At 66.3% G+C, this 19,632-nt stretch carries 14 protein-coding genes; 6 read left to right on the top strand and 8 right to left on the bottom strand.

What is annotated here, in order from left to right:
- Positions 1-58: 58 nt before the first annotated feature.
- Genes gyrB through ACSQ4M_RS04980 form a run of 3 tightly spaced genes read left to right on the top strand, consistent with a single transcriptional unit; the run spans position 59 to position 3,345 of the window.
- Complete coding sequence (gyrB, locus tag ACSQ4M_RS04970) at positions 59-2,647, top strand: DNA topoisomerase (ATP-hydrolyzing) subunit B (RefSeq protein ID WP_436188490.1); 2,589 nt, start codon at positions 59-61, stop codon at positions 2,645-2,647.
- 58 nt (positions 2,648-2,705) lie between these two features.
- Positions 2,706-3,005: a nucleotidyltransferase family protein gene (locus ACSQ4M_RS04975; protein WP_436188491.1), complete on the top strand. Its 300-nt coding sequence runs from the start codon at positions 2,706-2,708 to the stop codon at positions 3,003-3,005.
- Positions 2,995-3,345 (top strand): HepT-like ribonuclease domain-containing protein, encoded by a 351-nt coding sequence (locus ACSQ4M_RS04980; RefSeq protein WP_436188492.1) that lies wholly within the window; start codon positions 2,995-2,997, stop codon positions 3,343-3,345. The genes ACSQ4M_RS04975 and ACSQ4M_RS04980 overlap by 11 nt, the downstream gene beginning before the upstream one ends.
- Here ACSQ4M_RS04980 and ACSQ4M_RS04985 read toward each other — a convergent pair.
- The 8 genes from ACSQ4M_RS04985 to ACSQ4M_RS05020 all read right to left on the bottom strand — a co-directional run bounded on the left by ACSQ4M_RS04985 (position 3,337) and on the right by ACSQ4M_RS05020 (position 15,785).
- Complete coding sequence (locus ACSQ4M_RS04985) at positions 3,337-6,480, bottom strand: type I restriction endonuclease subunit R (RefSeq protein ID WP_436188493.1); 3,144 nt, start codon at positions 6,478-6,480, stop codon at positions 3,337-3,339. The genes ACSQ4M_RS04980 and ACSQ4M_RS04985 overlap by 9 nt on opposite strands.
- Positions 6,481-6,525: 45 nt before the next feature.
- Entirely contained in the window at positions 6,526-8,043 is a 1,518-nt protein-coding gene (locus ACSQ4M_RS04990) for a Fic family protein (RefSeq protein ID WP_436188494.1), read from the bottom strand.
- Positions 8,044-8,225: 182 nt separating this feature from the next.
- Positions 8,226-8,384 carry a hypothetical protein gene (locus ACSQ4M_RS04995; RefSeq protein WP_436188495.1) on the bottom strand — a complete coding sequence of 53 codons (159 nt, stop codon included), beginning with the start codon at positions 8,382-8,384 and terminating at the stop codon, positions 8,226-8,228.
- Between the two features lie 134 nt (positions 8,385-8,518).
- Complete coding sequence (locus ACSQ4M_RS05000) at positions 8,519-9,463, bottom strand: DUF5655 domain-containing protein (RefSeq protein WP_436188496.1); 945 nt, start codon at positions 9,461-9,463, stop codon at positions 8,519-8,521.
- Entirely contained in the window at positions 9,460-11,271 is a 1,812-nt protein-coding gene (locus ACSQ4M_RS05005; RefSeq protein ID WP_436188497.1) for an ATP-dependent nuclease, read from the bottom strand. The genes ACSQ4M_RS05000 and ACSQ4M_RS05005 overlap by 4 nt, the downstream gene beginning before the upstream one ends.
- Before the next feature lie 15 nt (positions 11,272-11,286).
- Entirely contained in the window at positions 11,287-12,573 is a 1,287-nt protein-coding gene (locus ACSQ4M_RS05010) for a restriction endonuclease subunit S (RefSeq protein ID WP_436188498.1), read from the bottom strand.
- Positions 12,574-12,653: 80 nt separating this feature from the next.
- Positions 12,654-14,501 (bottom strand): type I restriction-modification system subunit M, encoded by a 1,848-nt coding sequence (locus ACSQ4M_RS05015; protein WP_436188499.1) that lies wholly within the window; start codon positions 14,499-14,501, stop codon positions 12,654-12,656.
- Positions 14,502-14,627: 126 nt separating this feature from the next.
- Positions 14,628-15,785 (bottom strand): diguanylate cyclase domain-containing protein, encoded by a 1,158-nt coding sequence (locus ACSQ4M_RS05020; RefSeq protein WP_436188500.1) that lies wholly within the window; start codon positions 15,783-15,785, stop codon positions 14,628-14,630.
- 168 nt (positions 15,786-15,953) lie between these two features.
- Between ACSQ4M_RS05020 and ACSQ4M_RS05025 the strand changes: the two genes are divergently transcribed.
- From ACSQ4M_RS05025 to ACSQ4M_RS05035, 3 genes are all read left to right on the top strand, one after another.
- On the top strand, positions 15,954-16,244 hold the full coding sequence (locus ACSQ4M_RS05025; protein ID WP_436188501.1) for a DUF1330 domain-containing protein: 291 nt from the start codon (positions 15,954-15,956) through the stop codon (positions 16,242-16,244).
- 252 nt (positions 16,245-16,496) lie between these two features.
- Complete coding sequence (locus tag ACSQ4M_RS05030) at positions 16,497-17,963, top strand: sensor domain-containing diguanylate cyclase (RefSeq protein WP_436193967.1); 1,467 nt, start codon at positions 16,497-16,499, stop codon at positions 17,961-17,963.
- Positions 17,964-18,152: 189 nt separating this feature from the next.
- On the top strand, positions 18,153-19,619 hold the full coding sequence (locus ACSQ4M_RS05035) for a sensor domain-containing diguanylate cyclase (RefSeq protein WP_436188502.1): 1,467 nt from the start codon (positions 18,153-18,155) through the stop codon (positions 19,617-19,619).
- Positions 19,620-19,632: the final 13 nt, after the last annotated feature.

A 19,632-nucleotide genomic window follows, 5' to 3' on the forward strand; every position in this document is an offset into this window, starting at 1 on the left:
GCAGCGACCCGCGTCACGCACGCGGGTTCGCTTTTTCCGAGTTTGTAGAAAGTACGCCATGACCGACGAAAGCCTGCCCGTTCCGCCGCAATCCAACGCTCCGGAGCCGCAACGCATCGATGCCCACCAGGCCGGTGCCAGCGAGGGCTACGGCGAGGGCGCCATCCAGATCCTCGAAGGCCTGGAGGCCGTGCGCAAGCGCCCCGGCATGTACATCGGCGACACCTCCGACGGCACCGGCCTGCACCACCTGGTGTTCGAGGTGGTCGACAACTCCATCGACGAAGCCCTGGCCGGCCACTGCGACGAGATCCTCGTCACCATCCACAGCGACAACTCCATCAGCGTCGTCGACAACGGCCGCGGCATCCCCACGGGCGTGAAGATGGACGACAAGCACGAGCCCAAGCGCTCGGCCGCCGAGATCGCGCTGACCGAACTGCACGCCGGCGGCAAGTTCAACCAGAACAGCTACAAGGTCTCGGGCGGCCTGCACGGCGTGGGCGTCTCGTGCGTGAACGCGCTCAGCAAGATGCTGCGCCTCACGGTGCGCCGCGAGGGCAAGGTGCACGTGATGGAGTTCAGCAAGGGCTTCGTGCAGAACCGCATCGTCGAGACCGTGAACGGCGTGGAGATCTCCCCCATGCAGGTGCTGGGCGAGACCGAGAAGCGCGGCACCGAGGTGCACTTCCTGCCCGACACCGAGATCTTCAAGGAGAACAACGACTTCCACTACGAGATCCTGTCGAAGCGGCTGCGCGAACTCTCCTTCCTGAACAACGGCGTCAACATCAAGCTCAAGGACGAGCGCAGCGGCAAGGAGGACGACTTCTCTGGCGCCGGCGGCGTGCGCGGCTTCGTCGACTTCATCAACAAGGGCAAGACCGTCCTCAACCCCAACGTGTTCCACGCCGAGGGCGAGCGCCCGGCCGAGACCTACGGCGGTATCCCCGGCACCCACATCGGCGTGGAAGTCGCCATGCAGTGGAACAGCGGCTACAACGAGCAGGTGCTGTGCTTCACCAACAACATCCCGCAGCGCGATGGCGGCACCCACCTGACGGGCCTGCGCGCCGCGATGACGCGCGTCATCAACAAGTACATCGAAGAGAACGAGCTGGCCAAGAAGGCCAAGGTCGAGGTGACCGGCGACGACATGCGTGAAGGCCTGTGCTGCGTGCTGAGCGTGAAGGTGCCCGAGCCCAAGTTCTCCAGCCAGACCAAGGACAAGCTGGTCTCCAGCGAAGTGCGCGCACCGGTGGAAGACATCGTCGGCCGCCTGCTGACCGACTACCTGCAGGAACGCCCGGGCGACGCCAAGATCATCTGCGGCAAGATCGTCGAGGCCGCGCGTGCGCGCGAAGCCGCCCGCAAGGCGAGAGAGATGACGCGCCGCAAGGGCGTGCTGGACGGCATGGGCCTGCCCGGCAAGCTGGCCGACTGCCAGGAGAAGGACCCCGCGCTGTGCGAGATCTACATCGTCGAGGGTGACTCCGCCGGTGGCTCCGCCAAGCAGGGCCGCGACCGCAAGTTCCAGGCGATCCTGCCGCTGCGCGGCAAGATCCTGAACGTGGAAAAGGCGCGCTACGAGAAGCTGCTGACCAGCAACGAAATCCTCACGCTGATCACCGCGCTGGGCACCGGCATCGGCAAGGCCGGCGGCACCACCGGCAACGACGACTTCAACGTCGCCAAGCTGCGCTACCACCGCATCATCATCATGACCGACGCCGACGTCGACGGCGCCCACATCCGCACCCTGCTGCTGACCTTCTTCTACCGCCAGATGCCCGAGCTGGTGGAGCGCGGCCACATCTACATCGCGCAGCCGCCGCTGTACAAGGTCAAGGCCGGCAAGGAAGAGCTGTACCTCAAGGACGCCTCGGCGCTCGACACGTTCCTGCTGCGCATCGCGCTGGTCAATGCCTCCGTGCACACCGGCGGCGAGAACGGCACCACCATCAGCGGCGACACGCTGGCCGAACTGGCGCGCAAGCACCAGGTGGCCGAATCGGTGATCCATCGCCTGACCAACTTCATGGACGCCGAAGCCCTGCGTTCCATCGCCGACGGCGTGACGCTGAACCTGGACACCGTGGCCGACGCCGAAGCCTCGGCCGTCGCGCTGCAGGCCAGCCTGCGCGCGCTGGGCAGCGGTGCCGAAGTGGCCGGCGAATTCGACGTGCGCACCGACAAGCCCGTGCTGCGCATCAGCCGCCGCCACCACGGCAACGTGCGCAGCAGCGTCATCACGCAGGACTTCGTGCACGGCGCCGACTACGCCGCGCTGAGCGAAGCCGCCAACACCTTCCGTGGTCTGCTCAGCGAAGGCGCCAAGGTCATGCGCGGCGAGGGCGAGCGCCAGAAGGAAGAAAAGGTCGGCGACTTCCGCCAGGCCATGCGCTGGCTGATCGGCGAAGCCGAACGCGCCACCAGCCGCCAGCGCTACAAGGGGCTGGGCGAGATGAATCCCGAGCAGCTGTGGGAGACCACGATGGACCCGCAGGTGCGGCGCCTGTTGAAGGTGCAGATCGACGATGCGATCGAGGCGGATCGGGTGTTCACGATGCTGATGGGCGATGAGGTGGAGCCGCGGCGGGATTTCATCGAGACCAACGCTTTGCGGGCGGGGAATATCGACGTTTGACGTATGGCGGCCCACCGGTTGCAATAGGGCAATGTCCCCGCAGCGCCCAGCAGCCTTCGTGCTTGAACGCCAGTCACAGTTGGCCGACCTGTGCCAGCGCAACCATGCGCGCCGCTTGCACCTGTTCGGCTCGGCGACGCGGGCAGACTTTCGCCCGACGGACAGCGATCTGGATTTCCTGGTGGAGCTGGACGAGACCCTGCAGCCTGCAGCCTACAGCCAGGCATTCTTCGCGCTGAAGGAGGGGTTGGAGATGTTGTTCCAGCGCCCGGTGGACCTGCTCACGCCGCAGGCGCTGCGCAATCCCTTCCTGCGTCGACGCATCGAAGCTGAACAGGTCCCGGTTTATGTCGCCTGACGCGGCCAAGTACCTGTGGGACGTCGAACAGGCCGCCGCCAAGACCTTGCGCTTCGTAGAGGCAAAGTCGTTCGACGACTACATGACGGACGAGTTGCTGCGCTCGGCGGTCGAACGGCAGTTGGAGATCGTTGGTGAGGCGCTGACGCAGTTGCGCAAGGCCGACCCTGCCACCGCCGCACGGATTCCCGATCTGTCCAAAGCCGTGGCGCTGCGCAACATCCTGATCCATGCCTACGCCACGGTCAACGACCGTCTGGTCTGGGGCGTCGTCGAGCAGCATCTCCGGCCACTGCTCGCGACGGCTGGCCAATTGCTCCTGGAAAGCGGCTCAGCCTGAATTCGGATGACGGGAGCCGGAAAGCGAGCGCGCCCGCAAGGCCTCGTACAACTGCGCCGGCCCCAGCAGGATGTCCGTCAGCCCGTCGCGCACACGCTCCGATCCCAGCGCCTGTGAGCTCATGGTCTGGTGGGCCTCGAAGGTGTCGATGATGGCGTCCATCAGCGCCCGGCGCAGGTCCGGAGAGTTCGCGAACTGGTCCTTGCTGTTGCTGGCCGCCTGCTGCGCCAGCGTCTCGTTCTCCAGCAGCTTGCCCTTGAGCACGCCGTTGACGTAGACGAGCTGGTCATCGTCCGTCAACTCGCCTTCGAACAGGCCGTTCACCTTCTCGATGATTTCTTCCAGATACGCGGCCTGCTTCTCCTGCACGCCGCCGCTGCCCACAGCGTCCATGGGCGGCAGCTTGTAGCTGCCATCCGCGTTGAGCCCCATCGGCTGTTTGCCGCGGCTCTTCAAGGTGTGGTGTGTCAGCACGACTTTGGACAGGTCCACCGTGTCGCGCTCGCGGCCGAAGTCCAGCAGCGGGATCAGGCGCTTGAAGAACAGGAAGCGCTTCTCGATGGCGGTGTTGCCGTAGTCGAAGATCTGGCCCAGGAAGGCATACAGCCGCACGTAGGCGCCCATATCGTTGCGGAACAGCAGCAGCGCGTCGAGCTGGTCCTTGGCCGCGCGGGCCGCCTTGTCGTCCTGCCTGTCCTCGGCCGCCACCTTGTCCTGCTGCGCCGCCTTGTAGCGCTGGAGCAAACGGTCCGCCACCGGCGCGATGGCCGCGTCCAACTGCTTCTGCGTGCCATGCGGGTCCAGGTCCACCCGGGCCACGCGGTCCACCTCGAACTCGTCGTAGAAACCCGTGGCGTCCAGCTTGGCCCGCAGGTCGTAGACCAGATGCGGGTCGGTCACCGCTTCCAGTTCGGCCGTCTCGTAGTAGGTCTTGAAGGCCTTGAGGATCTCCGCCGGCTCGTTGACGAAGTCCAGCACGTAGGTCGTGTCCTTGCCCGGGTAGGCGCGGTTCAGGCGCGACAGCGTCTGCACCGCCTGGATGCCGCCGAGCTGCTTGTCCACGTACATGCCGCACAACAGTGGCTGGTCGAAGCCGGTCTGGAACTTGTTGGCCACCAACAGCAGGTGGTGGTCCGGGCCCTTGAAGACCTCACGGATGTCGCGCCCGCGCAGGCCGGGGTTGAGCGCCTCGCTGGTCTCGGTCACGGCCTCGGGGAAACTCTCCGCGTCCTGCACCTCGCCCGAGAAGGCCACCAACACGCCCAGCGGGTAGTTCTGGCGTGCGATGTAGGCACGGATGGCCTTCTGCCAGCGCACGGCCTCCTTGCGGCTGCCGACCACCACCATGGCCTTGGCACGGCCTTCCAGCAGCGGCTGCACGTTCTCGCGGTAGTGCTCCACCACCGTCTGCACCTTGCTGGCGATGTTGTAGGGGTGCAGCCGCACCCATTGCATCAGGCCCTTCATGGCCGTGCTGCGCTCGACCTGTGTCTCGTCCCACTCCTTGCCGTCGTGCGCCAGCTTGAAGGCGCGCTTGTAGCTGGTGTAGTTGCGCAGCACGTCGAGGATGAAGCCTTCCTCGATGGCCTGGCGCATCGAATAGACGTGGAAGGGCTGCGGCAGCCCGTCCGCACCCTTGCGCCCGAACAGCTCCAAGGTCTTGGCCTTGGGCGTGGCGGTGAAGGCCACGTAGGTCAGGCCCGCCTGGCCCGGGCCGTCGGGGCCGCCAGCGCGGGCCTCCATCTGCGCGGCCAGCAGCGCCTCGGTGTCCACCTCGCCGCCGTCCTGCAGCTCGGCCCATTCCTGCGCGCTGAGCAGTTGCTTGAGCTTGGCCGCGGCCTCGCCGGTCTGCGAGCTGTGGGCCTCGTCGGCGATCACCGCGAAGCGCTTGCCCTCGGTGGCGGCCAGCTTCTGCACCTCGGCCAGCGCGAAGGGAAAGGTCTGGATGGTGCAGACGATGATCTTCTTGCCGGCCTGCAACGCCTGGCCCAGCTGCGCGCTCTTGCTGCCGTGTTCGTTCGTGATGGTGGCCACCACGCCCGTGGTGCGCTCGAAGTCGAAGATGGCCTCCTGCAGCTGCGCGTCCAGCACCGTGCGGTCGCTGACCACCAGCACGCTGTCGAACATCTTGCGGTGCTGCGCGTCGTGCAGGTCGGCCAGGAAGTGCGCCGTCCACGCGATGGAGTTGGTCTTGCCCGAGCCGGCCGAGTGCTGCACGAGGTAGCGCTCGCCCGGCCCCTTCTCCAGCACGTCGGCCACCAGTTGGCGCGTGGCGTCCAGCTGGTGGTAGCGCGGGAAGATCACCGCCTGCGGCTGCTTCTTGTCGTTGCGCTTGCAGATCAGGTAGCGGTGCAGGATGTCCAGCCAGCTCTCGCGCGCCCACACCTCTTCCCACAGGTAGGCGGTGGCAAAGCCGGCCGGGTTGGGTGCGTTGCCGGAACCGCCCGCGTTGCCGCGGTTGAAGGGCAGGAACTGCGTCGCCGAGCCGGCCAGCCGCGTGGTCATCATCACCTCGCTCTGGCTCACGGCGAAGTGCACCAGCGCGCCGCCGGGGAAGCCGAGCAAGGGCTCCGGCACGCCACCCTTGGCCGTCTTGGGCGCAGGGTGGCGGTCGAAGCGGTACTGGTCCACGGCGTCGTGCACGCTCTGCGTGAAGTTGCTCTTGAGCTCGGCCGTCGCCACGGCCATGCCGTTGAGGAACAGCACGAGGTCCAGTTCGTCGCCCGGGTTGTTGGGCGAATGCGCCACCTGACGCACCACACGCAGCCGGTTGGCCGCGTAACGCGCCTGCGTGGCCGGGTTGATGGCAAGCGCCGGCTGGAACTGGGCCAGCTCCAGCGGCTCGCGCAGGCCCAGCATCTCCACACCGCGGCGCAGCACATCCAGCGTGCCGCGTTCGTTGAGGTTCTTGCGCACGCGCTCGGCCAGCACCTGGGGCAGGGCGGCACCGTGTGTCTTGGCCAGGCGCTGCCAGCTCTCGGGCTGCGTGGCCTGCACCCAGGCCAGCAGGTCGGGCATGAAGAGGCCATGGGTGCGGTCGAACAGCGCCGCGTCGCCCTCGTCGTGCAGCCAGCCATGGGCGGCGAGGTGGGCGCAGATCTCGCGCTCGAAGTGGTGTTCCTGGTGCAGGTTCATGGCGGCGTGAGCAGGTCCGGGCGGTGGGTCATGGGAACAGGTTCTTCATGCGGATGGGCTCGGCTCTTCATCGTCGAGCGCCTTGCCCTGCATGGCCGCGCGCACAGCCTCTTCGATGGCCTGCAGCACATGCGGCTGTACCCGGTCGGCATAGCGCTTTCGCCGCTTGTTGGACAGGGTGCCGCCGTTCTGGTAGATCGTCACGATCAAGGTCGCCAGGTCGCTGCCGCGCAGGTCGTGGCGCGCGTCCACATGGCGCTTCACCCGGTCGAACAAGGCCAGAAATTCGACCTCCTGGCGCATGTGGGTGTCCAGCGAGGCCTGGGCCATGTCCAGCGTGAACTCCGCGGCTTCGGTCAGGTCGATGGCGCGGAACCACAGGTCCGCCCCGGGGGCCCACTCGTAGGCGTAGTGCTCGTCGCCCGCCCAGGTGACCTGGCACAGCTGGCGCGCCGGCCGGCTGAAGGCCGTCAGCGCCTGCAGGTAGGCCGCCTCGTGCTTCTTCATCGCCACCGAGATGGGTAGCAGAAACTGCGGCGGCAGCAAGCCCGATTGGCCCAGGCAGTGGTGGATCAGAAAGCGCGACAGACGCCCGTTGCCATCCATGAAGGGATGGATGAACACGAAGGCGAACGACACCACGGCCGCGTGCACCAAGGCGTCCAGCTCAGGCGGGCGCTGGTTGGCCAGTCGCATCAGGCCGTTCATCAGTCCCACCGCCAGGTCCGGTGCAGGCGGCACGTAGGTCACGCCCGCGGCGCCCGGCACGTCCCTTTGCAAGCGGTTCTGCTCGGTGCGGAACTGCGCGGCCTGGTCGTAGGGGTTGGAGATGGCGGCGTTCTGCAGCGCCACCAGCAAGGCTTCGGTGACGGGGCGCTGTTCATGCGCCGTCCGCAGCAGCGCAGCGAAGCGGGCGGCCTTGTCGTGGCTGGGCGCCTCGCCTTCGATGGCGAACGAGCCTTCCGTCTCGCTCAGATAGGCCCAGGTCAACGCCCGCTCCAGCATGGCCGGCCCCACCGATGCGGCAAAGGTCGTGGCCTGTCCCAGGATGTCGTTCTGCACCCGGGCCATCAGCGCAGGCGTCTTGCGCACCACCGGGCAGAAGTCGAGATCGCCCAGCCCATTGAACACGATGCGCCAGCGCGGATCACGTTGCGCGGGGCCGACGAAGTAATGGGCAGGGTCGAACAGCGGCGCATAGGCCGATGCCACGGCCAGATCGTCCAGGCCGGGCAATCGCTGCCGCTGCGAACGCTCCCACAGGTGTCCCAGCTTGCGGCCGTACACGCTGTTTGGAGCGGCCTGCACCAAGGCCGCCAGGTCTTCGGGCCGCACCCGCTGGAGCAGCGCCAACAGCAGATCGAGCCGCACGCCCTCGTGCTTGAGGGCAAACATCGCCTGCGGCAGCAAACCGGGCTCGGGCGCCAGCTTGTGCGGCACCAGCAGCGTCCCTTCGTCCAGCCGCTCCATGCGGCTCACCGACGCCAGGCGCGCGCGCTGGGCCCCCAGAAAGTCGGGAGCATCCAGCGCGTTCTGGATCCAGGCGTAGCCGATGTCGCTCATGTCATTTCGAGGCGTCTACACAGAAAAATCGTCAGGGGATAAGAATAAATGCCAGAAACCAGGGTTGGCGAAACTCTTTTCTTAATTTCTGCCCGAAGACGACCGCATCTGTGCGTCGTGAACGCCCTGGTGCGCGGCAAAATCCTCAGTTTTAGTACTTTTTTACCAGAATCAACTGCCATTCAGACTTTTTTGCCAAGACTTGCCGGGCCGCTGACCTTCGCTCGCAGCGCCTCGAAGTAGCCGGCAGTGACAGGTTCGCCGGGCTGCGAAGCAGCGCCGGCCAGCAGCCATTCGCGCAAGCGCACCAGGTCCCGGTCGCGGCGGATCAGCTCGCGCACGTACGCGCTGCTGGTGCCAAAGCCACGCGCAACCACCTGCGTGTCACACGAGGTCCTTGAGGGTGTCCGGCAGGGAGATGTTCATCGTGCCCATGCCCTGCAGGTTGCAGAAATTTGGCAAGGTCGGGTGGAGCTCACCCCTCCTGGTACGCCCGCTCGATCAGCGGCTTGGCCCGTTCCAGGTCGGCCGCGGTGTGAAGGCTCAACTCCACGTTGCCCGTGCCCCAGTGGCCGATTGCGCTCACGTCGCGGCTGAAACCTTCTTCCAGCGCCACCGTGGCCGGGTCGAGCTTCAGGTACACCAGCAGTCGGTTGGGCTGCACCACCACCGTGGTGAAGTTGCGCAGTTTGCGGAAGGCGGTGTAGAGCCTGAGCAGCTTCTCGTTCACGTCATCGCCCAGCGCGAAAACGAAGGAGCGCAGATCGACATACAGCTGGCGCGTGCTCTCAGGCGCCACGTCCAGCTGTTCGGCCAGGCTCTTGTCCTTGCCCACGGGGCGGCGCCCGCCCTGGAGTGCTGCCTCCGGCGGCTCGGCCGGCGTGCCCGCACCGGCCGGGCTACCACCGTCGGCCACGCTCTGCGTGTTGACCAGTTCCAGCAGCAGCAGGTCGTCGCCGAACTGCTTGTAGCGGATCAGCTCGATGTTGCGCGGGATCTGCTGCACGGCATGCTGGTCGTAGCGTGTGAAGTCCGCCGCGATGCACAGCAGCCGCGTGCCCGCCCATTCCACGCTGTCGGCCACCTCGCGGCCCAGCTTCTCCATCACCAGCCAGCGGAACTCGGCCTTGTGGTCCAGCAGCCAGTCCAGGTAGAACAGGCCCTGGTTGATCACGTTCTCGTTGCTGTGGCGCTTGTATTCGACGATCACCGGGCAGCTGTTCTCGTCCAGCCCCAGTGAGTCAATGCGGCCGCGGTGCGTCTTGCCGGTGGCGTATTCGGTGGCGAGGAAGCGCACACCCAGGAAGGTTTCCATCTGCGCCTCGATCAGCGCCTGGAGCTGGCGCTCCAGCGCGGCGGAGGACGCGGGCAACTCGGTGGCGCAGCCTGCGGAGAGGCGGAACAGCTGGATGTCGCTCATGCGTCTTCCTGCTCCACCGCCTCCGGCGGCACCGCCCGCGCGAACAAGGCGGCCAGCAGATCCAGCTTCTCGCTGACTTCCGCCGCGATGGACGCGACGGGCGCATCCGCCACCAGCCGGTGCAGTTCCCCCTTCTTCAGCAGCATCGGATGCCCCAGCCGCTGCGCCAGCCGGCGGAAGAACTCTTCGGCGAAGGCACTGAGCTTGCGCCGTTCCGTCTTGCTGGCCCACACCAACTGGGCCGCGTCCGGCGGGGATTGCCGCCAGGTGGCGAAGTCGCCCGCATCGCCGTCGAACACCTGTTCCAGCACCAGCGCGTCCAGCACATCGTCGATCTCCTGCTGGTGGCCGCCGAACAGTTCCATATCGGCGTAGTGCCGGGCCGCATAGCCGCGCAGCAACCCAGGCGTGACGAAGTAGTTCTCGGGCTCGTAGCGGCGCCAATAGCTGATGTTCAGTGCGCCCTCGCGGCTGCTGGTGCGGTCGCGCCCATCGTTGTCGAGGATGGCCAGCCCTTTGAGCCGGGGCAACAGGTTGCGCAGGCCATTGAAGTGCTGGCGCGGCGTGATACCGAAGCCACCTTCCACGCGCTCCAGCTCGGCATCGGCATCCTGCGCCGGGTAGTTGTTCTGCACGTAGAACGCATTGACGCGCTCGTCCCATACGGCGGCGATGGGGTGGCCGATGCGCTCGGCCAGCGCGCGCAGCATGTCGATGTCGGTCGCGCCCTCCACATACAGCACATAACCGCGCGAGCGGGCCTTGACGTAGTGGTCCGCGCCGAAATGCTTGAGGCTGTTGCGGATGTCGGCCTTGCTGGCCAGGTCGTCTGCCTGGCCATCGAGCAGCAGCGTGAGGTTGGTGTCTAGCGCCTCGTCCAGGATCACCTCGGAGTGCGTGACCATCACCACCTGCGAGCCGTTCTCGCTGGCGATGTCGCGCAGCAGCACATACACCTGCTTCTGGCGCAGGATCTCCAGGTGCGCGTCGGGCTCGTCCACCAACAGCACGCTGCCCTTGTGCGAGTACAGGTAGGCGAAGACCAGCAGCATCTGCAGGAAGCCACGGCCAGCGGACGACACGTCCAGCGCCTCCTTCGCGCCAGGCTGGCGGTACTGCATGGCGATGCTGCCGCGCGCCGTCTCCTGCGGCGCCTCCAGCTCCACGCTGAACAGGCGCCGCATCAGGGCCACGATGCGCGTCCAGTCGTCCTGCGAAGACTTGGCCACTGCGAGGCACAGGTTGCGCAATACATCCGCAGTACGGCCCTGCCCCAGTAGCACGTCCACGCGGCCGGGCTGCAGGATAGGCTCCTCCGTGTCCAGGCCCGACATGGGATAGAGCAACTCCACGTTCAGGCTGGCCGCATGCGCAATCAGGGCCAGGTCGGTCATGACCTCGGGTGTGTCCGGCGTGCAGTAGATCAGCTCGTCGCCCTGGTTTCGAAAGCGCATGGGCAGTGCCCGCACCTGGCCCTGGAACACCACGCCGACGGTGATGACCAGCGGGATGTCCTTGTTGCCCGTGCGCACGTGGGTGTTGTGCCAGAAGAAGCGCGTGCGCTGCACCGGTACGGCCACGATGTTCAGCCGGTTCATCGATGTAGCCGTACGTTCCTTGGCCGACGAGGTCTTGCGCGCGTCGTACCAGGTCTGCACCGCCTGCGACCACAGCGCCAGCGCCTGGATGGCGCTGGTCTTGCCGCAGTTGTTGGGGCCGATCAACACGGCTGGGTGGTCGAGTTCGATGCGCTGGCGTTCGCCGAAGCGTTTGAAGTTCTGGATCTCGATGTAGTGCAGCAGGCGCATGGCAGCGGGCTCCGGTCAGGCGGTGACAGTGTCGCGCACGTCGATCTGGCCGGTGACAGCGGCGGCGATGAGGGCGGAGCGGCGTTCCGTCAACAGCGATACTGCGCGCTGGCTTTCTCGGTTCAGCGCATCCAGCTTTCCGAGCTCGGTCTCGATGAAATCGCAGATTCGCCCTTGCTCTTCCATTGGAGGAACAGGAATGACGAAGCTGGCGATCTGCTCGCCACTGATATGCGGAACGCTCACTCCCGTTGTTTCGGGAGCGAAATGGGCTTCGAACGCTCGAGAACCAAGCAGCCGCATGATGAATCGCGGATCGACTGAATCGCCCGGCTGAATCTTTGCGACGCGTTGAAGCAACAGACACGGCAAGTCGTTCGCCTTGACAAGTGCGACCCTCATGCCTGTGCTGATCAGAGGTCGGTCCATTCCGATCACAACATCTCCAGCACGCAGTTCGAACAAGTCAAGGCGGTCCGCTTCGTTGCGTTTCCAGTAAACCACTTCTTCCCAGCGGAGTTCTCCGACTCCCACGTTCACGCCGCGAAGGAGCCTGACTTTGGTGTCATCCAGACAGAAGCCCGCCGATGGAAATGCGTAGCCGGGGAGGATGGAAATGTAAAAGCCAGCCTTGCCAACCTTCCAATGCGCCGGCACCTCCCCCAGCCACGCCACGCCGGAATCCTTCATCGGCGCATCGGAATCGAGGCCGCGGGTGACGGCGTGGGAGATGGTGGCCTGGCGCTTTTCGGCCAGCAGGGCGATGAGCTTCTCCTGTTCGGCAATCAGCGCGTCGATCTTGGCGGTTTCGTGGTCGAGGAAGGTGGCTATGCCCTCCTGCTCGGCCAGACGAGGCAGAGGCATCAGCAGGTCCAGAACGGCCGACTGTCCAATATTGAGCATCGAACTACTGGCGCCAGTCGCATCGAGTTCCATCTGAGACTTCGCGAGCCGCGTTCCAAGGTAGTAAGCCAAGTAGGTCACGACGCATTGGCTTTTGTCGGCACGCAAGCGGTACAACTTGTCGCATAGCAACAGGTTGTGGAAGTTATCCGGTACCACGGCGGCGCTACCGACAAGCTCCCTTGTGTTCGCCCTGGATATCAGAAGATCACCGCGTTTGAGCGAGTAGTGCTCCATCGGTTGGAGTTCTGCGGGCAGCTTCTTGTTCTCTGATGATCGGAATGTGCCGCCGTTGACGCAGCCAACTTTCATCACGCCCCACTCGTCAGGCGTTTCGGCTGGAAAGTTCTCGCACTGCGGGCTCCAGCCCTGTTCGATGGACGATGCGATGCGCTTCACTCGAACGAGTTCCCAATGCGCCGGGAGCTGGCCGAGCCATTCAACCGTGCTATCTCGGTACTCCCCATACCTCGGCAACGTCATTCCGCCAACCCCCCCAGCATCCGCATGATGCTGGCCGTCACCGTCTTCAGCTCCTCATCGATCACCTGCAAACTGCGCGGCGGCTCGAACACGTAGAAGTGCCGGTTGAACGGGATCTCGTACCCCACCTTGCTCTTCTCCTCGTCGATCCACGCATCGGGCGCGTGCGGCAGCACCTCGCGTGCGAAGTAGGCGCGGATGTCTTCGCCCAGCGGCACGTTCTCGGTGTCGCGCAGCGCGCTGTCGGGCTGGGGCTTGCCTTTCTGCTTGCCCTTGGCGCCCAGCACCGGCTGGCCCGCGGCATCCCTCAAAGGGCGCTCGACGGTGATGGTGGTGTAGCCGAAGTCCGCGTTGCGGAAGATGCGCGCAATGGGCACGCGCTTGAGGCGGCCGCCTTCCGGCGCCACGGGCGGGTTGTCGGTGTTCGTCACCAGCTGCGGCTCACCCAGCGCGTGGCCTGCAGCGTCGAACATAGTCACGAGCTCGGCCTCTGTGAAGTCACCGAACAGCCGCGTGACGGTAGCGATGTGGGCCTCGCTCATCTCACGCCGTTTGCTGCCCAGGCTCTTGCGCATCTTCTGCCAGAAGCCGCTGGCGTCGATGAGCTGCACCTGGCCCTTGCGGTCGGCCGGCTTCTTGTTGGAGAGCACCCACACGTAGGTGGCGATGCCGGTGTTGTAGAACATGTCGGTGGGCAGGCCGACGATGGCCTCCACCAGGTCGTTCTCCAGCACGTAGCGGCGGATCTCGCTCTCGCCGCTGCCGGCGCCGCCCGTGAACAACGGCGAGCCGTTGAGCACGATGCCGAAGCGGCTGCCGCCATCGCCATTGGCCACCGGCGCCATCTTGGCCAGCAGGTGCATCAGGAACAGCATGGAGCCATCGCTCACGCGCGGCAGGCCGGGGCCGAAGCGGCCGTCGAAGCCCTTGGCCTCGTGCTCCAGCCGCACGGCCTTCTCGACCTTCTTCCATTCGACGCCGAAGGGCGGGTTCGACAGCATGTAGTCGAAGCGGCGGCCGGCGTGGCCGTCGTCGCTGAGGGTGTTGCCGGCCACGATGTTCTGCACCGGCTGGCCCTTGATCAGCATGTCGGCCTTGCAGATGGCGTAGCTCTCGTCGTTGAGCTCCTGGCCGAACATGGTGAGGCTGGCGCGCGGGTTGTGCTCGGCCAGGAACTCGCCCGCGATGGACAGCATGCCGCCTGTGCCGGCCGTGGGGTCGTAGATGGTGCGCACCACGGCGTTGCCGGGCGTGAGCACGTCGTTGTCTTCGATGAACAGCAGGTTCACCATGAGGCGGATGACCTCGCGCGGCGTGAAATGCTCGCCAGCGGTCTCGTTGCTGATTTCGGCGAACTTGCGGATCAGCTCCTCGAACACCTGGCCCATGGCCGCGTTGTCCACGGCCTCGGGATGCAGGTCGATGCCAGCGAACTTCTCGACCACCAGGTACAGCAGGTTGGCCTTGGCCAGCCGCTCGACCTGGGTGTGGAAGTCGAAGCGCTCGAAGATGTCGCGTGCCTCGGGCGAGAAGGCCTGCACGTAGGCGTAGAGGTTCTGGCGGATGTGGTCCTGGTCACCCAGCAGCCGGGCAAGGTCCAGCGGCGAGGTGTTGTAGAAGCTCTGGCCGGATCGGCGCAGCAGGAAGGCCTCAGGCGGGACGCCTGCCCGCGTCTTGGCGTCGAACTCCTTCAGCACGGCGGGCTTGGTGGCTTCGAGCACGCAGTCCAGCCGGCGCAGCACGGTGAAGGGCAGGATGACGCGGCCGTATTCGGATTGCTTGTAGTCGCCGCGCAGCAGATCGGCGACGGACCAGATGAAAGACGACAGGGCCTGGTGGTTCATGGCAAGGGGAATAGCAGGGCTTGGGGGAGGGCCCCAAGGAGAGCGCGGAGAGCGCGCGGGTGCGGCGCGCATGGTAGCGGCCACGGTTGTCTGCAAGGGCTTTGCTGCAACAACCCATGCGAAGTGTCAGATTCGCCCTTGCTTCCCCCGCTTCTTCTCCTCGTAAGACATCGCATCCGCTTGCGCCGCCAGCTGCTCGAAGCGCAGGCCGCCGCCCGAACACGCGTACCCCACCGAGGCCCCGACCTGCAGCGCCACGCCGTCGAAGTCGATCGGCTCGCCCACCGTGCTGCGCACGCGCGCCGCGATGCCCTCCAGCACCTTCACATCCGCCAACCCCGGCAGCAGGATCACGAATTCGTCGCCGCCCGTGCGCGCCACCACGTCGCCGTTGCGCGACTGCTGCAGCAGCCGGGCACCCACGGTGCGCAGCACCTCATCACCTGCCGCATGGCCATGGCGGTCGTTGACGGGCTTGAACAGGTCGAGGTCGAAGCTGATCACGGCCATGGGACGGCCGGCCTGGGCCTGGGCCGCGCGGTCGATGGCGCGGCGGTTGGCCAGGCCGGTCAGCGGGTCCTTCTCGGCATCGTCGTGCAGGGTCTTGAGCCTGGATTCGCCCAGGCCCACGAGCCGGCCCGCATGGACGATGGCACCGGCCGTGAACAGCACGAACACCAGGCCGATGGCCGCGCTCCAGCGCTTGACGGACTGAAAGCCTGCCTCCCTGGCGTCGCGCCGCGCCTCCAGCAACGCGCGTTCCTCGGTGTCCATCACGTCGAGCAACTCGCGCAGGCGCTGGCTCGCGTCGATGTTCACGCGCGCAGCCAGCGAGGCCTGCAACGCGGCCGCACCATCGCGCTGCGCGATCACGCTGGAGCTGCCGTACCAGCCGAGGATCTCGGTGGTCTCCGAATGCACTTCACGGGCGCGGGCAGCCTGGCTGGGGTTGTCCTGGACGAGCTCCTGCAGGCGCTCCGTGGCATCGCGGGATGCGCCCGATGTCCGGGCCACTCTTTCGAGGAACTCGGGCCTGGGCGAAATGGCGTAGTTGCGCAACGCCAGCCCACCCAGCAGGACGCTGGCACGCACACGGTCGATCTCTTCCTGCACCTCGTGCGTGTGGTCGACCAGCGCATCGGCATTGCGGAAGTCGGCGATGTTGCGCCAGAGCAGGGCGCCGAACACCAGCAGCAGGGCCAGGGCGATGGCCTGCGAGATCTGCATCACGCGGGCGATGCGGTGCAGGGTGCCGAAGGGAGGGCTGTGGGTACTGGCGCTCATCGTCGTGCTTGTCTCGCGCGTGCGCGTTTGTTCTGTGTCGGCCGGATGCTAAGCCACAAGGGTGGGTGGGCACGCCGGTGCGTCCGGCTGGCGACATGCGGTTAGAGTAGCCGCGCCGCCGCAGCCCCGCGGCCCCGCACCGCCCCCATCCCAATCCAGGAAACCGACATGCCCAAAGCCTATTGGATCTCGACCTACCGCTCGGTCAGCAACCCCGACAAGCTCGCCGCCTACGCCCAGCTGGCCGGCCCGGCCATCACCGCTGGCGGCGGCCGCTTTCTCGCACGCGGCCTGCCCGCCAAGGTCTACGAGGCCGGGCTGGAGCAGCGCACCGTGCTGATCGAGTTCGACAGCGTGGCCCAGGCCATGGCCACGCACGACAGCGCGGCCTACGGCGCGGCGCTGGATGCGCTGGGCGATGGCGCCGAGCGCGAGATCCGCATCGTCGAAGGCGTCTGAGCCGCCCCACGGCGCGGCCTCGGGCCTCGGGCATCGGGCATCGGCCGCGGCGTGGCGCTGGACGGCTGGGACAAGACGATCCGCGTGGACCTCACGGGCGTGTTCTACGGTTGCCGCACCTTGGTCGCGGGCCTGGGCACGGACATGCCGGCCGGCGCCGCACTGGTGGCCAAGTTCATGGAACGCCTGCCGCGGTCCGCAAGCCGGCATGCGCCCGATCCGCGCAACACACAAGTCCTGGAAAATCAGTCCATGACACCAACCGATTCCGCCGATTTCGAGCAGATGTTCGAGTGGGCCCCGATCTCGCTCTGGCTCGAAGACTTCAGCGCGCTCAAGGACTTGTTCGACGGCTGGCGCACCGCCGGCGTGACGGACCTCGAGGCGCACCTGCGTGCCGACCCCACGCGCGTGCAGCAGTGCGCTGCCGGCATCCGCATCCTTCAGGTCAACCGGCAGACCTTGGCACTGTTTAGCGCCGCCAGCCTCGAGGAGCTGCAGCAGCGCCTGCCCGACGTGTTCCGCGGCGACATGTTCACGACCATGCTGCCCGAGATGCTGTCGCTGTGGAACGGCCGGCTCGACTACAGCAACCAGACCGTCAACTACGCGCTGGACGGGCGGCGCATCGACGTGGCGATCCGCGTGCGCGTGCTGCGCGGCCATGAAGACCGCTGGGACCGCGTGCTGATCTCGCTGGAAGACACCACCGCGGCCGTCCAGACGCGCCGGCAGCTGGCGGCCAGCGAAAGCCATGCGCGCGACCTGTTCCACTACTCGCCGGTCTCGTTGTGGGTGGAGGACTTCAGCGGCGTGAAGCAGCTGCTGGAGGAAGTGCGTGCGCAGGGCATCCAGGACTTCCGCGTGTTCCTCTCGGTGCACCCGGAGTTCGTGGAGCGCTGCATGGAGGAGATCCGCGTGCTAGAGGTCAACCGCCAGACGCTCACGATGTTCGGCGCCGCCAGCCAGGAGGAGCTGCTGGGCAACCTGGGCAAGGTGTTCCGCGACGAGATGCACGACACCTTCGCCGAGCAGTTGATCGACCTGTGGAACGGCAAGACCGAGCAGGTGCGCGAGGTCGTTAACTACGGTCTGGGCGGCGCGCTGATCAACATCCACATGCAGTTCGCCGTGCTGCCCGACCACGCGCACGACTGGAGCCTGGTGCTGGTCTCGCTGGTGGACATCACGGCGCGCAAGAAGGCCGAGGCCTACCTCGAGTACCTGGGCAAGCACGATTCGCTGACCCGGCTGCGCAACCGCGCCTTCTACGTGGAGGAGCTCAACCGCATCTCGCGCAAGGGTCCCTGGCCGCTGGGCATCCTGGCGATGGACCTGAACGGGCTCAAACGCATCAACGACAGTGAGGGCCATGTGGCCGGCGACGCCCTGCTGCGCCGTGCCGGCGAGGTGCTGGCCAGCGCCAGCGCGGGCCAGCCCGGCTGCATGGCGCGCATCGGCGGTGACGAGTTCGTGGCGCTGCTACCGGGCGCGGACGAGCGCGCGGCGCAGGAGCTCAAGGGCCGCATCGAATCGATGACGGAACTCAACAACCAGTTCTACCCGGGGCAGGCGCTGAGCCTGTCGATCGGTGTGGCCAGCGCGCAGCGCGCCTCGGAAGTGGAAGACGCCCTGCACGCGGCCGACCAGGCCATGTTCGACGCCAAGGCACGCTTCTATCAGGAAGGCCGCCACGAGCGACGGCGCCCGGCCGGTTGAGACCGGCTGGCATGGCAAGCACAGGAAATAAATGTATGCAACATTGATGCTGAAATATTTGACAGGATAAATTGCACATAATTGGCGTAAATCGGCATTCTGTGCACGCTCACTCCGCAATGAACCGGAGCGGCACAGGCACGCCGGGCCTGACCTGCCCCATCCGGGTTTGCCCCCGGCGCCAGCACCATGAGCTCCTTGCCTGCCGACTACGAACAGATGTTCGAATGGGCGCCCATCTCCCTGTGGTTCGAGGACTACAGCGCGCGCAAGGCCATGGTGGACCAATGGCGCAGCGAGGGCGTGACCGACCTGCAGGCCCATGTGCGTGCCGACCCTGGCCGCCTGCTGCAATGGGCCCAGGGCATGCGGCTGCTCAAGGCCAACCGGCGCACGCTGGAACTCTTCGCCGCGTCCAGCCAGGAAGAACTGCAGGCCCGCCTGCCCGAGATCTTCCGCGAGGAGTCGGCCGAGGTGATGCACCGCGAAGTGCAGGCCGCCTGGGAAGGCCAGCTGAATTACTCGAACGACACGGTGAACTACGCGCTGGACGGGCGGCGCATCGACGCGCGCATCCATGTGCACGTGCTTGAGGGCCACGAGCTGACATGGGCCCGCGTGCTGGTGGCGCTGGAGGATGTCACGCAGACCGTGCAGGCGCGTCAGCGCCTGGCCGCCAGTGAGCGCTATGCCCGCCACCTCTTCGCCCACTCGCCGGTGTCGCTCTGGGTGCAGGACTTCAGCGGCGTCAAGCGCCTGCTCGACGAAGTGCGTGCCCGGGGCATCCAGGATTTCCGGGTGTTCCTGAACGTGCATCCCGAGTTCGTCGAGCACTGCATGGAAGAGGTGCAGGTGCTGGAAGTGAACCGCCTCACGCTGGAGATGTTCGGCGCGGCGTCGCAGGACGAGCTCCGGGCCAACCTGCGGCAGGTGTTCCGCGCCGAAATGCACGACAGCTTCGCCGAACAACTGATCGACCTGTGGCACGGCAAGCTCGTGCAGGCGCGCGAAGCGGTCAACTACGGCCTGGGTGGCAACCTCATCAACGTGCACATGCAGTTCGCCGTGCTGCCCGACCACCTGGAGCGCTGGGACCTGGCCCTGGTGTCGCTGGTGGACATCACGGCGCGCAAGAAGGCCGAGGCCTACCTGGAGTACCTGGGCAAGCACGATTCGCTCACGCGGCTGCGCAACCGCGCCTTCTATGTGGACGAACTCAGCCGCATCTCACGCAAGGGGCCCTGGCCGCTGGGCATCCTGGCGATGGACCTGAACGGCCTCAAGCATGTGAACGACACCAAGGGCCATGCCATCGGCGACGTGCTGCTGCGCCGTGCAGGCGAGGTGCTGGCCAGCGCCACGGCGGGCCAGCCCTGGTGCGTGGCGCGCATCGGCGGCGACGAGTTCGTGGCGTTGCTGCCGGGCGCCGACGAGCGCATCGCGCAGGAACTCAAGAGCCGCATCGGCTCCATGGTGGCCGTCAACAACCAGTTCTATCCCGGCCATCCGCTGAGCCTGTCGATCGGCGTGGCCACGGCCCGCAACGCTGCCGAAGTCGACGAGGTGCTGCACCAGGCCGACCGCGCGATGTTCGAGGACAAGGCCCAGCACTACCAAAGCATCGGCATCGCCGACCAGCGCAGGCCGGCCGGCTGAACGGCGGGCGGCT

Origin of the sequence: Pseudorhodoferax sp. LjRoot39 (genome assembly GCF_964253035.1) — a bacterium.
Classification (GTDB): domain Bacteria; phylum Pseudomonadota; class Gammaproteobacteria; order Burkholderiales; family Burkholderiaceae_C; genus Pseudorhodoferax.

What these genes read in the sequence shown, in the direction of transcription:
- ACSQ4M_RS05035 (WP_436188502.1), top strand. Translation starts at nt 18,153, where the DNA reads ATGAGCTCCTTGCCTGCCGACTACGAACAGATGTTCGAATGGGCGCCC.
- ACSQ4M_RS05030 (WP_436193967.1), top strand. Translation starts at nt 16,497, where the DNA reads ATGACACCAACCGATTCCGCCGATTTCGAGCAGATGTTCGAGTGGGCC.
- gyrB (WP_436188490.1), top strand. Translation starts at nt 59, where the DNA reads ATGACCGACGAAAGCCTGCCCGTTCCGCCGCAATCCAACGCTCCGGAG.
- ACSQ4M_RS04990 (WP_436188494.1), bottom strand. Translation starts at nt 8,043, where the DNA reads ATGAGCGACATCGGCTACGCCTGGATCCAGAACGCGCTGGATGCTCCC.
- ACSQ4M_RS05015 (WP_436188499.1), bottom strand. Translation starts at nt 14,501, where the DNA reads ATGAACCACCAGGCCCTGTCGTCTTTCATCTGGTCCGTCGCCGATCTG.
- ACSQ4M_RS05025 (WP_436188501.1), top strand. Translation starts at nt 15,954, where the DNA reads ATGCCCAAAGCCTATTGGATCTCGACCTACCGCTCGGTCAGCAACCCC.
- ACSQ4M_RS05020 (WP_436188500.1), bottom strand. Translation starts at nt 15,785, where the DNA reads ATGAGCGCCAGTACCCACAGCCCTCCCTTCGGCACCCTGCACCGCATC.
- ACSQ4M_RS05005 (WP_436188497.1), bottom strand. Translation starts at nt 11,271, where the DNA reads ATGCGCCTGCTGCACTACATCGAGATCCAGAACTTCAAACGCTTCGGC.
- ACSQ4M_RS05000 (WP_436188496.1), bottom strand. Translation starts at nt 9,463, where the DNA reads ATGAGCGACATCCAGCTGTTCCGCCTCTCCGCAGGCTGCGCCACCGAG.
- ACSQ4M_RS04980 (WP_436188492.1), top strand. Translation starts at nt 2,995, where the DNA reads ATGTCGCCTGACGCGGCCAAGTACCTGTGGGACGTCGAACAGGCCGCC.
- ACSQ4M_RS04985 (WP_436188493.1), bottom strand. Translation starts at nt 6,480, where the DNA reads ATGAACCTGCACCAGGAACACCACTTCGAGCGCGAGATCTGCGCCCAC.